General features: G+C 62.0%; 8 protein-coding genes and 1 pseudogene. 7 read left to right on the forward strand and 2 right to left on the reverse strand.

All coding sequences use genetic code 11. The annotated features are described in order from the left end of the window. Positions 1-928 precede the first annotated feature (928 nt). From ACYQOP_RS21190 to ACYQOP_RS21215, 6 genes are all read left to right on the forward strand, one after another. The gene (locus ACYQOP_RS21190) at positions 929-1,417 is read left to right on the forward strand and encodes a DUF3489 domain-containing protein (protein WP_461223877.1); all 489 of its coding nucleotides are present in this window, start codon (positions 929-931) and stop codon (positions 1,415-1,417) included. Further along, on the forward strand, positions 1,417-1,965 hold the full coding sequence (locus ACYQOP_RS21195) for a DUF2924 domain-containing protein (protein WP_461223787.1): 549 nt from the start codon (positions 1,417-1,419) through the stop codon (positions 1,963-1,965). The genes ACYQOP_RS21190 and ACYQOP_RS21195 overlap by 1 nt, the downstream gene beginning before the upstream one ends. Beyond that, entirely contained in the window at positions 1,965-3,617 is a 1,653-nt protein-coding gene (locus ACYQOP_RS21200; protein ID WP_461223879.1) for a recombinase family protein, read from the forward strand. Before ACYQOP_RS21195 ends, ACYQOP_RS21200 begins: the two co-directional genes overlap by 1 nt. Before the next feature lie 656 nt (positions 3,618-4,273). Continuing rightward, complete coding sequence (locus tag ACYQOP_RS21205; protein ID WP_461223881.1) at positions 4,274-5,509, forward strand: HlyD family secretion protein; 1,236 nt, start codon at positions 4,274-4,276, stop codon at positions 5,507-5,509. After that, positions 5,491-7,491 (forward strand): glycosyltransferase family 2 protein, encoded by a 2,001-nt coding sequence (locus tag ACYQOP_RS21210; protein WP_461223883.1) that lies wholly within the window; start codon positions 5,491-5,493, stop codon positions 7,489-7,491. The genes ACYQOP_RS21205 and ACYQOP_RS21210 overlap by 19 nt, the downstream gene beginning before the upstream one ends. A gap of 204 nt (positions 7,492-7,695) precedes the next feature. Beyond that, positions 7,696-8,382: a zinc metallopeptidase gene (locus ACYQOP_RS21215; RefSeq protein ID WP_461223885.1), complete on the forward strand. Its 687-nt coding sequence runs from the start codon at positions 7,696-7,698 to the stop codon at positions 8,380-8,382. A 149-nt stretch (positions 8,383-8,531) separates the two neighbouring features. On the opposite strand, the pseudogene ACYQOP_RS21220 reads toward ACYQOP_RS21215, so the two are convergent. Next, positions 8,532-9,151, reverse strand: a pseudogene (locus tag ACYQOP_RS21220) (tyrosine-type recombinase/integrase). A 291-nt stretch (positions 9,152-9,442) separates the two neighbouring features. Continuing rightward, positions 9,443-10,930 carry a MocR-like pyridoxine biosynthesis transcription factor PdxR gene (gene pdxR, locus ACYQOP_RS21225; protein WP_461223887.1) on the reverse strand — a complete coding sequence of 496 codons (1,488 nt, stop codon included), beginning with the start codon at positions 10,928-10,930 and terminating at the stop codon, positions 9,443-9,445. Between the two features lie 240 nt (positions 10,931-11,170). On the opposite strand from pdxR, the gene ACYQOP_RS21230 reads away from it, so the two are divergent. After that, complete coding sequence (locus tag ACYQOP_RS21230; protein ID WP_461223889.1) at positions 11,171-13,333, forward strand: molybdopterin-containing oxidoreductase family protein; 2,163 nt, start codon at positions 11,171-11,173, stop codon at positions 13,331-13,333. Positions 13,334-13,456: the final 123 nt, after the last annotated feature.

Consider the following 13,456-nt stretch of genomic DNA (forward strand, 5'->3'; position numbering starts at 1 on the left):
ATCGAGGCACTCGCCCAGCAGCTCACCCGGAAGGCACTGCAGGGAGATATGAGGGCGGCCAAGCTCCTCTATGATACCATCAAGGCCCTGGCACCGGCGACTGAGTTCGATGGGATGTCGCCCGAGGAACGGCTGGCGGCCCTGGACGATCGACGGAGGCAACACCCCGGTATCACTGTTCGGTTCGTCGACGCTGGCGATATGCGCTCGAAGCTTAAAGATATCTAAGCCCCCCGTGACCCCTGAAAACCTCATGCAGCCGGAGAGCCCGGACGAGCCCTGATCCCACCGGTCGGCTTGCCTGTTTCGCCGATACGCGCTCCCTGTTTGGCTGGGAGCATTCCCTGTTCCGCTGCGCAGGGAATTGCTCCTTAAGTCATTGCCTTGGCTGCTGTATTGCCGCCCTAGACCGAGCCCAGGAACTGCATCACTCGGTTTTCCCTGTTGTTTTCCCTGTTAGCAGGGAAACGGCGCCAGAGACCGGTTCCGACAGGATGCGTGCCCCACCACTCGCTCCCCGCGAACGACGGACGTTCGCGTTTGGCGGGAGACGTGCGGCGTCTCAAGGGCATAGCGAAAAGCTGCCGCTTTGTGGCCTCTTCTCCGGGGCGGTCCTGCGGGCATGATTCTCGGCGATTTCGGCCGGTTTCTCGCCTGCCGCCGGTGCAGCTTCCGCAGCATTTTAGGTGGCCTAGCTGGAGACCGGTTCGCAGGCTAGCAGAGCCGTGGTTCGGTAGTGGCTGTGCACTGGCGTGTGAGCGATGACCGCCACTTCGGACTGGACTTGCGCTGCGAATGGAGCGGAACTGTCAGCGTCCTTGAGGCCGCCGGCGCGGTGCGCCCTCGACCCCCTGCCGATCCTTCGCGATCCGCGGGGTTGCGCTGGTGGCAGCAGACCCGCTGCCGACCCATCGCGAGGCCACCCGTAATGATCGACGAGACACACCAGGCGCTGCTCACGGCTGCCGCCGAATCCCACGACCAGTTGATCGCCCGTCCCGCCAGGCTGAACGCCCGAGCGGCCAAGGTGCAGTCCGCCAAGCTGTGTAAGACCGCGCTGGCGGTCGAGGTCGTTGTCACCGCGGATGAGCCGCACTGGCACCAAGACCAGCGCGGTCCGATCGGGCTACGCCTCACGCCAACCGGTCGGGAAAGCCTTGGTCTCGATGCCGGAGCAGACGGGGCTGAGACAAAGCCGCGATCCGGCACGAAGCAGGCGCTGATCATCGCGATGCTGCAGCGTGACGAGGGCGCCACGCTCGCCGACCTGATGGCCGCCACCGGCTGGCTCGCCCATTCGACGCGCGCCGCCCTGACCGGCCTGCGCAAGCGAGGGATGATCCTCACGAAGGGATGCGATGCGGAGGGTCGGACCGCCTATCGCCTGACCGACGATGCCACGACGGAGGCCCGGTGATGGCTGCCGCGATCAGCCCCCAGCTCAAGGCCGAGATCGAGAGGCTTGCCTCCCTCGATCTGGGTGATCTTCGCATCCGGTGGCGCCAGCATCTGCGAACGGCCCCTCCCCCGCATCTGTCCCGAACCCTGATCGTGCGGCTTCTCGCCTACCGCATCCAGGCCAAGGCCCTGGGCGACCTCGATCGCGACAGTGCCCGACTGCTCGATCGGATTGCGAAGGAGCGCCTGCGCCGGCGCGCCGCCGCCGAACGCGCGGCCAAGCCGAAGGCACCGCCCCTCGTCCCGCCGATCCCGACGCCCGGGCTTCGGCCCGGCACGCTGCTGGTGCGGGAGTTCGGGGGTGAGGTCCACACCGTCACCGTGATGACGGGTGGGTTTGCCTGGAGGGAGACGACCTATGCCAGCCTGTCGGAAGTCGCCCGCGCGATCACCGGCACCCGCTGGAACGGACCCCGCTTCTTCGGGCTTCGGGACAAGGGAGCCACCAGGGCGCCAAGCAGCGGCGACGAGTCCTTTTCGGCTCTGGCCAAGGGGGGGATCGCGTGATGGCATCCCCCTCCAAGCCGCTGCATGCCAAGGCCCTGCCGTCGAAGACCCACGCCCCCAAGGCTCTGCGCTGCGCGATCTACACCCGCAAATCCACCGAGCACGGGCTCGATCAGGCCTTCACCTCCCTCGACAACCAGCGCGAGGCCGCCGAGGCCTACATCAAGAGCCAGGCGCATGAGGGCTGGCGCCTGCTGCCCGAGGCCTACGACGATGGCGGTGTCTCGGGTGGCAGCCTCGAGCGGCCGGCCCTGCAGCGGCTGCTTGCCGAGGTCGAGGCGGGGCGCGTCGATGTGGTGGTGGTCTACAAGGTCGACCGGCTCACCCGTGCTCTCTCGGACTTTGCCAAGCTCGTCGAGCTGTTCGACGCGCACGGCGTCTCCTTCGTCTCGGTGACCCAGGCCTTCAACACCACCAACAGCATGGGACGGCTGACGCTCAACGTCCTGCTGTCGTTCGCCCAGTTCGAGCGCGAGGTCACGGCCGAGCGCATCCGCGACAAGATCGCGGCCTCGAAGCGCAAGGGCATGCGCATGGGTGGACCCGTCCCACTGGGCTACCGCGTCCATGACAAGAAGCTGGTCCCTTGCCCCGATGAGGGGCCGCGAGTGCGGGCGATCTTCGAGCGCTACCTCGCGCTCGGCTGCCTCAACGGGCTGGCGGTCGATCTGCAGGTCCAGGGCATCCTGACCAAGCGAACCCCGCGCCGGGATGGCACGATCCGGGGCGGCATCGCCTTCACCAAGGGTCCGCTGGCCTATCTGCTGCGCAACCGGGTCTATATCGGCGAGGTGATCCACAAGGACCGGCACTATCCCGGAGAGCACGAGGGCATCGTCCCGCGCGAGCTGTTCGATGCGGTCCAGGCGGCGCTAAGCGAGAAGGCGCAGGCGCAAGGTTCCCTCCGGGGCAACACCGGCTCGTGGCTGACGGGGCTGCTCTACGATGACCGCGGCAACCGGATGACGCCGAGCTCGGCCAGGAAGGGGGCGCTCCGCTACCGCTACTACGTCTCACGTGCGCTCGAGACGGGACAGCGCGGCAAGGCCGGCTCGGTCCCGCGGGTGTCTGCACCCGAGATCGAGCAGGCCGTGCGGGAGGCGCTTACACCGCCCTCCCCTGACCTCCCCTTCCCGAACGATGAGACGCACTTGTTCGCCCAGGTTGGCCGCATCGTCGTTCACCCGAGCCATCTTGCTATCAGCTTCGTCCCGCCGGATGGGGCAGAGCACGACCACAGAGCGGGCGAAGCAGGAGCAATCGAGCCTCCCTCCCTCCGTGTACCGTGGTCAGCCCGGCCGAGCCGTCGTCGGTGCGAGGTCATCCGCGCTGAAGGCGATGAAGGGCCAGCGCCGCCCCGGCCGATGCGGGCCGAGACCCGGGCCCGTCTTGTCGACGGGATCGCCAAGGCGCGCTTCTGGCTCGACGATCTTGTCAGCGGCCGCGTGGCGGACACCCATGCCATCGCCATAGCGGAAGGCTGCAGCGAGCGCTCGGTGCGCATGACCCTCAACCTTGCCTTCCTGGCTCCATCCCTCATCCAGGCGGCGATCGCCGGCACATTGCCGGAAGGGTTCGGTATCTCCGCGCTCATGAACGCACCCATGGTCTGGAGCAAGCATCCTGACGCTTGCGGCGGCAGCGCAAAGTGAAAGAGCACTTGCTAGGCTTCACCGACTATCCATGCAGTCCTATCAGATGGACGCTCGCCGCCATTTTGTTCCGTCGGCAAAGCGCCAAGAGCGGAAGTTGGCCTCCGGCCCGGAAACAGACATTTAGTTGCAGGTATGCGACCGTCCGGTGTCGACCCTTTGCAGACGTTGAGAAGGTCCGCCTCCAGGCAGCTTGGTGAAACAGAGGGTACGGCCGGGTTGGGTGGATTAGTGACTGCCCGTTCTTCAAAATTATCAGCGGCAAAGCCCACATGACTGAGGAACTTTTTCCAAGGCAGGCGTTTTTAGGTCTTCCATCACATCGCCCAGCGCGACGACAAGCCGACGCGCAACTACACGTTGGCTATTAAGCTAGCAGTCGTCATCGTCTTCCGGTCCTGCCCGTGCTCAGCCCCTAGTCATCCCGCGGCTTGCTCGATAATATCGAAGCGGCATACCCGCTGCTCGATCAAAACTGAACGGGCGAAACGGGCAGGCAGCGCTCTCCAGGCGCTAAGAACTGCTTGCCATCCCACGCCAGAAGACTGCCTCCAAACCTACAGGACAAGATATCGAGTTTGGCTTAAATTTGAGTATTCACCTAAACGAATGGGAAGTCGGTTCTACGTAATCATTGGTTTCCTTAGGAATCGCAAATGAACTGGAACAGCCGAGCAGTACGCATTTTCGTTGGAATCCTTTTACTCGGTGCCGCTATTCTTGCCGTGCTCCCAAGATTAACCGGGCACACCAGCCTTGATGGAACGGTGAACGCTCGCTTCACACTCGTCTCTGCGCCTATTGAAGGCGTTATCTTCGATACTCCTCCAAAAGTGGGAACGTCGCTACCGGAGGGTACTGAAGTCTTTCAAATCCACAACATGCGCATTGCTCGGACGGCCGAAGCTCAGCTAGACGCTGATCTTGGTGCGTCGCGCGAAAAATTAAAGGCGCTAGAGTCACAGTTGAGCCATCTAGCCGAGATGAAGAAGGAGCTTGTATCGCGACTTGCAGAGTATCAAAAGGCGAGTATCCAAAGCATTCAGCAAGAGATTGTTATTCGCCAGCAGCGGATTAGCACAGCTCAAGCAAATAAAGTGTCGGCGGACGCCGATTTAAGTCGTAAGCAGACTTTAGGTGTAACGGGTGTAGTGGCGAACAGTTCCGTCGAACAAGCGCGTGCTGCGTCAATTTCAGCAAGTAACGAGGGTACTATCGCAAAGGCCGAACTTGATCGCCTTGGGTACCAGCTGGAAGCACTAAAGCGGGGCACCTTCGTGGGCGAAGGACGGAACGATGTACCGTACAGCCAGCAGCGTACCGATGAAATTATGATTCAGATGGCTAACGTAGAGGCGCAAGCGATAACAGAGCGCGCTCGAATCCAGCAGCTGAGCAAACAATTGGTCATTGAACGAACTCGCAATGATCGGTTTACGTACTCCCCCGTGCAAATGCCCTTCCAGGGAGTGATTTGGCGCAACAATGTTGTAGCTGGATCGAACGTCATTGCGGGCAACGAGCTGATGCGCCTGCTCGATTGCCGCGATCTCTTCGTAGATATCCTGGTCAATGAGGTGGATTACGATGAAATCAAGCCGGGCGAGGACGCAGAGGTCCGCCTGCTTGGAACATCGGAAGTGATCCCAGGAAAGGTTGTCTCAGTGCGAGGCGCAAGTGCGGCGGTCGAGGAGGTCACACTTGCAGCTGTTCCACCAGTCAGCCGCGGCAAGAGTGCGCGCATTCGCGTTGCCTTGGCAAAGAGTGAGATGCAAACGGATTATGCCAATTTCTGTCAGGTAGGCCGAACCGTACAGGTACGCATCGCGCGCGCTAGCAATAATATTCCAATGCTGCATTGGGTGAAGAGCCTGTGGTTCAGTATTACTTAGTCCTCGCACCAACGCTACTCGTTGCTGCCTTTTTCTTCATCTTTACACTGAACTGGCCGCGAAATAAAACGTGGGCTAGAGCAGTCACCTGCACGTTTGTTCTAGCCATAGCGGTGCGCTACCTTTGGTGGCGCTTCACTGCGACTGTCTTGCCGCACCCTCTGGATTACAGTTTTAGTTTTTTCTGGACGTGGTTCGTATTCTGTGTCGAGTTGGGGGCGTTCGCCGACATTCTCATCTTCTTGGTGACGATGGGGCGATATGTGGACCGCAGTACGGAAGCGGACCGCATGGAACGAGATTATTTTGCTCAGGACCCGGCGAGCCTCCCCACCGTTGACGTTTTCATCCCGACCTACAATGAGCCGCTCGATGTGCTCGAACGGACAATCATCGGCGCTTTAGCCCTCGATTACCCAAAGGACAAGCTCACCATCTATGTCTTAGATGACAAACGAAGGGGCTGGTTGCGCGAGTACTGCCAGGAGAAGGGCGTCATTCACGTCACTCGGCCGGATAATTCGCACGCGAAAGCGGGCAACATGAACAACGGGCTGAAAGTCTCGCGCGGGGATTACATCGCCATCTTTGATGCAGATTTTGTGCCATACCGGAACTTCCTGCGACGCACTGTACCGTTCTTTCAGGATCCAACCATTGGCATTGTTCAGACGCCGCAGCACTTCTTCAACAAGGATCCAGTACAATCAAATCTGAGCTTGGAGAAGGTTTGGCCCGATGAGCAGCGACTGTTCTTCGACGAGATGGCAGCAAGCCGCGATGCATGGGATGTAAGCTTCTGCTGCGGGTCATGCTCTATTGCTCGTAGAGCAGCTGTGGAGGTTATCGGCGGGTTCCCGCATGACTCGATCACGGAAGACCTTCTGACTACCCTATCGATGCTCAATAAGGGCTATAAGACCCGCTATCTCAACGAACGATTGTCAATGGGCCTCGCCGCGGAAAATCTGAAGGGCTACTTCGTGCAGCGAGGCCGCTGGTGCCGGGGTGGAATCCAGACGATCTACCTGCATAACGGGCCACTTCGGGGGCCGGGACTAAATCTTTTTCAGCGTATTATGTTCATTCCGCTCTCATGGCTCGTGCAATACACGGTCCGTCTTGTAATACTTCTCGTTCCCGCAGTTTACCTATGGACCGGCACGGCACCGCTTTTCTTTACGGGCACTGAGGATATTATCTACTATCAAGTTCCTGTGCTAGCGGCCTACTTTCTACTGATGGGATGGCTCACGCCAACCCGCTATCTGCCCCTGGTTTCCAGTGCTGTAGGAGCATTCGCCACATTCCGCATGCTGCCAGTGGTGATCTCAAGCCTTGTCAAGCCATTTGGGGTACCATTCAAGGTCACACCCAAAGGCTCGGGCAACGAGGATTCAGAATTCGACGCCTACACCTTTTTCTCTATTGCGATCTTGATCGCAGTTACCGCGCTCGGCCTCATAGTGAACATCGTGCCAGAATGGTCTCGCATCGGCGAGGGGGAGTTCTCAGTCGTCTCCGCATATTGGGCTGTCATCAACATCGTTGTCCTGATGGTTGCTGCGCTCATCTGCTTCGAGAAGCCCCGCCCATTGTCTGAGAGCTTCGCCACGGACGAGGCTGCACATATCGTTGGTCCTGGTGCTCGCTACCACGCCGCACGGATCGTCAGCCTATCTTTAGAAAGTGGAATTGCCGAGTTCGAGTTCGATCCTAAGTTTAGCCTAGGCCAGACTATAACCGTTAAGACCGAAGGATTCCCGCTTCTTCACTGCACAATCGAGAAAATTTCTGAGATTTTGGCGAATCGCCCATATACAGTGAAATTTATATTTAAGGTTTCCGGTAGAGATAGAGATAGAATGATTGTGGAGCTTTATACCGGCCGCTACAGTCAGGACATTCATGATCTTGACAAATCCGCTATAGTGGGTGGCGTCTGGTCACGTATGTTCGGAAAATCGGCCCAGACGGCTTAAGGTACGAATTGTCATCACAGCTCCTCGTTCGCTGAGCCTCCACGCCCTGTATTAGAGGCGGAACGTCCGCTTCGGGGCGAGAGGCCAGAGCCCACTCTCCACCCAGTCCGGTCTTTGACGCTTGTCGTGCGATTGTCGGACGGGGAACATCTTGGATCGGGCGCCGCGCTTTAACGGATACGGCCGTGTGCCTACATTGTCCTTGTGCCCGTCCTCCTAGCGCTTGGCGCTCTCCTCCTGTTCGTTCTGGTATTCGGCCCCCAATGGTGGGTGCGCCGGGCGATGCAGCAACACGCCACCGAGCGGCCGGACTTGCCTGGAACCGGCGGCGAACTCGCCCGCCATCTCCTCGATCTGGCGCGGCTGGAGCACGTCCTCGTCGAGATCGCGCCAGCCGACCACTACGATCCGGTCGCGAACGTTGTGCGGCTATCGCCGGAAAACCATGATGGCCGCTCGATCACGGCGGTCGCGGTCGCGGCACACGAGGTTGCCCATGCGCTCCAGCACGCGGCGGGGGACCGACTTCTCGCAGCGCGGGTGAGGTTCGCCCCGGTTGTGCAGGGCTTCGAGTTCGCCGCGGCCGTGGTGATGATGACCGCGCCCGTGGTGCTCGCCTTCGTTCATTCGCCTGTCCTGCTCGTCCTGCAGGTGGGTATCGGCATGGCGCTCCTTGGCGTCCGCCTCCTCTTCCACTTCCTGACGCTACCTGTCGAACTCGATGCGAGCTTCCGCCGGGCCCTGCCCATCCTGGAGACGGGTCGCTTCCTTGACGCCAGCGACATGCCTGGTGCCCGCACCGTACTGCGCGCCGCCGCCCTCACATACGTGGCCTCATCACTCGTTGCGCTCGTGAACATTGCCCGCTTTCGGCGGCTCCTCCCGTTCTAAAACCTCCGAGGCGAGCGTCTGATTTCTCTGCCGCGCTTACTTGGAAGCGCACCATCTCTTTCCGGTCAGACCCAATCCGCTGCTTGGCGCCCTTATAGGACGGTGGGGAACTGGGTGCGGCGGCCTGCAGTAGGCCGCCGCGATGTTGGTTAGATGTCAGTCTGCTCGGACATAAGCAGCGCGTCGTCTGCCTCGATACCGAGGTAGCGCACCGTGCTCTCCAGCTTGGTGTGGCCGAGCAGCAGCTGACAGGCACGCAGGTTGCCCGTCCGCCGGTAGATTAGCGCGACCTTCGTCCGACGCAGGCTGTGCGTACCGTACCCCGCCGGGTCGAGGCCGATCAGCGCTACCCATTCGTCGACGAGCCGACCATACTGGCGCGTCGTCAGGTGCTCGCCCGGGCGGCTGCGACTTGGGAACAGCCAATCACTCGCACGAAGCCCCCGCAGCTTGAGCCAGGCAGTCAGCGTCTCACGTAGGTTTCGGTCAGCTCGAACGGGACGGGTCGTCCAGTTTTTTGCTGGACGATGGTGGTGCGCAGGCGGACGCCGTCGCCAAGATGGACGTCTGCCACGCGCAAGCGGACGAGGTCGCAGCCACGTAGCTTGCTGTCGATGGCAGTGTTGAACAAGGCGAGGTCGCGAGTGCGGCCCTCGTGCTGCAGCCGGGTGCGGATCGCCCAAATGTGCTTTGGCTTGAACGGCGGTTTGGGACCGATGAGGCGGCCAAGGTTCCACGGTTGGCGGGTGGTGTTGCTGGTTGAAGGCATGATGGAACTCCGTTTGAGGAGCCATCAGCATCTCACTGCGACCCGGCTACACCGCAGCTGCGCGCCATAAGCTGAAGTTGGCTGCCTGTCCGGAGGCGGTCATTCCGCATCCGACCCAAGCCAGCCATACGAGCAGCACTCGAAACTTCTCGAAAGCAACCATTTCTTAGCCATTCGGCAACTGCGGCTCGGGATGGCAACCGGACCGCCGCATTTGATCCGGAAGAGGACTTTCCGTCTCCGACCCAACTACGCCGAAGAAACAATTCCAATGGGTGCTATGAAGCAGACCTAAAACGTGCCTTCGCCGCGGTCTGCTTGTCCAAGCAATATCCGCTGCAATTCGCCGACTGCTGTCTCGATCTGCATTTCGTTGAGCGATGAGTATCCGAAGACCAACATGTCGTCCCGTGCCCCAGGGTCGAAATCGTAGGCCGCCCCGCTCGAAAGAGCGTAGACGCCGATGCCCTGCTCGCGCGCGAGCAGCTGGATCTGCCGTGCGGGCGGAAAGCCGGGTGGGAGGCGCCAGACCAGGTGCAGGCCGCTCTCCCCGCCGAGGACGACTGCTCCGTCGAACGTCCTACTCAGCGCTCCGACGAGGCAGTCCCGGCGCGCCTTGTAGACCTGTCTCAGGCGTCGCAGATGCCGGTCGAAGTGCCCCTCGTCGATAAAGGCAGCGAGCGCGGCCTGCTCAAGCCAGGCTTGACCGTTGCTCATCCGTGCCTTCAGCATCCGCGCCTCGTCCCAGAACATGCGCGGGACCGTGGCGAAACCGATGCGCAGTCCGGCGCCTACGGACTTCGAGAACGTTCCGGCGTAGAAGACGCGCCGGCCGCCGTCGAGACCGGCCAGGGCCGTCAGCGGCGGCCCGTCGTACCGGAAGTCGCTGTCGTAATCGTCTTCGACGATGTAGCTGTCGGTTTCCTCCGCCCATCGCAGCAGGGCCAGGCGCCGCGTCAGCGGCATCGTGGCCCCAGTGGGGAACTGGTGTGAGGGCGTGACGTAGAGCAGGCTGCCCTTGGCCGTGGGCAAAAGGTCCGTGCGCAGGCCCTCGCCGTCGACCGGCATAGGATGGATCTCCAAGCCGGCGTTCCTAAAGATCAGCGAGGCTCCGAGATAGCAGGGGTTCTCGATGCAGAGCTGCCGGGTATGTCCCTTCAGCAGGTTGAACACGAGGTTGAGGGCGTCCTGCCCACCCGTGGTCACGATGACCTGATCCTCGGTCACAGCCACCGCTCTGGCGCGCCGTAGGTGCGTGCTGATGGCCATGCGCAAATCCGGGAGGCCGGCCGGATCGCAGTAATCGGTAAGGTAGGCCGTCTCCCGCGCCAGGAGCCGCGTTACGATCCGGCGCCAGATGGCCAGCGGGAACCCGGCCGGGTCGGACCGCCCAACCCAGAAATCGAGTTCGGGCCGGTCGCCGCCCCCGCCGGGCGAACCTGCGAAGCAAAGCAGGGGCTCGCTCGACACGTCCGGCACCGGGCCGTTCGTGAACGACCGACTGCCCTGTTGGATCAGTAGAAGACTGTCCGGTGAGATCGGCTCGACGAATAGGCCCGCCGTGCCGCGCGCCTTGACGTAGCCCTCCGCCGCAAGGCGTTCGTAGGCTAGCATCACCGTGTTGCGGGAAACTCGGAGTCGCTCCGCCAGCAGTCGGCTCGGAGGCAGTGCCATGCCGGCCTTGATCTGACCGTCCAGGATGATCACCCGAACCTGGTCGAAAACCTGCGCTTGGAGTGGCTTCTCGGACTTGGCGTCCAGCGTGAGCGTCAGTTCCACACGTTCCATCCTGCCCGATGTCGCCTGCTTGCCGTGGCGTAACCCGTCCCTGCCGCAACGAACCAGGTCTCAGGCGCACGGCCCCGATCCATAACAAAACGGTTGGTACCATGGCCCAGCGCTCTTTTGGCCCTTCCACCGGACCAAAATTTGGAATTGTTTGCACTTGAATGCATTGTGCTGACGCACTGGGCCGGCCCGCTAGAAAAATAAGGCAGGACGCTCGGCCGTGGAGGAAACATGAACGAGATCGTCAAGCCCGACTCCCTGCTGGTCGCACAGGCCGAGAGCCTGACCGAGACCTTCTTCGGCGGCTGCCCGCACGACTGCCCGGACACGTGCTCGATGCTGTTCGAGGTCAAGAACGGGGAGCTGCTCGGCGTGCGCGGTAACCCGGACCACCCGATGACCCGTGGCGGCTTGTGCGTGAAGCTAAAGGACTACGAGAAGCGCCACTACCACCCCGACCGGCTGCTCTACCCGATGAAGCGGGTCGGGCCGAAGGGCTCGAAGCAGTTTGAGCGCATCACCTGGGACGAGGCGCTCGACACCATCGTGACGCGCTGGAAGGCGATCATCGACCAGTACGGCCCCGAGGCCATCGCGCCCTACAGCTACCTCGGAAACCAGGGCCTCGTGCACGGCCTGAATGGCGGCGATGCCTTCTTCAACCGCATGGGCGCCACCGTAATGGAGCGGACCTTCTGCGGCGAAGGCTCGTGCACGGCCTGGCTGCTCACCGTCGGCCCGACCGCCGGCCTCGATCCGGACAGCTACATCCACTCCAAGTACATCGTGATCTGGGCCTGCAACTCCGTCAGCACGAACCTGCATCACTGGGCCATCGTCAAGGACGCCCAGAAAAAGGGTGCCAAGGTCGTCGTCATCGACACCTACGCCTCGCGCACGGCCAAGGCGGCCGACTGGCACATCGCCCCGAAGCCCGGCACGGACGGCGCGCTCGCCATGGCGCTGATCAACTCAATTATCGAACAGGGCCTCGTCGACCAGGACTACGTCGACAATTACACGGTTGGCTTCGAAGAGCTGAAAGAGCGGGCCAGCACCCGCACGCCCGAATGGGCCGCTGAGATCACCGGCGTCCCGGCCGAGGACATCCGCAAGCTCGCTTGCGAGATGGCGACCGAGCAGCCGGTGGCCATCCGCATGGGCGTGGCGCTGGAGCGGCACTATGGCGGCGGCCAGACCATCAGGGCGGTGTCATCCATCCCGGCGCTGACAGGCGCCTGGCGCCATGTCGGAGGCGGCGTCACGCAGTTTGGCGTCTGGGAGCATCCCTACAAGTTCGACGTGATGTGCCGGCCCGACCTGATCCCCGAGGGCACCCGCGTCGTCTCGAACCTTCAGATCGGACGCGCGCTCACCGGCGAGCTGAAGCTCGACCCGCCGATCATGTCGATGATGTGCTGGAACTCGAATCCCGTTACGCAGGCCCCCGAGACCGACAAGATCGTCGCGGGGCTGATGCGCGAGGATCTGTTCATGGTCTCCGCCGAGCACTTCATCTCGGACACCGCCTCCTATGCCGACATCGTGCTTCCGGCGACGATGGGAGCGGAGATGGAGGACATGATCCTGTCCTGGGGCCACCTCTACCTGACCTACAACACCAAGTGCGCGGATGCGCCCGGTGAGGCCATCCCGAACAACGAGATCTTCCGCCAGCTCGCCGCCCGGCTTAGCTTCGAGGAAGAGAACTTCAAGTGGACCGACACGGAGTGCCTGGAGCACTACGTCGACTGGAACTCGCCGGCCTGCGAAGGCATCGATCTCCAGTACATGCGTGAGCACGGCTTCGCGCGCCTCAAGGTTGGCACGCCGGACGACCGGGCCCCGCATAAGGAAGGCAACTTCCCGACGCCGACCGGGAAGTGCATGTTCATGGTCGAGGGTGCCACCAACTTCGTCGCGCCGCCGTTCCGGCAGATGTACGAGGGCTTCCAGCCCGGCGAAGCACTCGATCCGCTGCCCGACTATCTCGGCCCGCGCGAGTCCCACACCAACGATCCGGAGCTGGCCAAGCGCTTCCCGCTCAACATCGTCTCGCCCAAGAGCCACTACTTCCTGAACTCCTGCTACGCGAACATGGAGGACAAGCAGAAGGGCCAGGGCGAGCAGTTCGTGATGATCAGTCAGCACGACGCCGATGCGCGCGGCATCCGGGATGGCGACCGGGTGCAGGTCGCCAACGACCGCGGCGCCTTCAAGGGCGTGGCGCGCATCACCGAGGACGTGAAGGCGGGCATCGTGGTCGCGACGCTAGGCTACTGGCGTCAGCTTAACGAGGGCACGGTCAACAGCATCTCGTCGCACGCCTTCACCGACATGGGCCACGCCCCGTCATTTTCGGACAACCTCGTCGAGGTCGCCCGGGCGAACTAACCGAACGATGTTCCGCGCAGGCATCCTTCCGAGGGTGTCGCGTCTACTGTACCGGTCCGTTTGCTGGAGGCTTACGAAGCAAGTCTCTACAGGCATGACTCCGACGGGCATCTGCGACCGGCG

The organism is Methylobacterium sp. CM6247 (assembly GCF_054817925.1).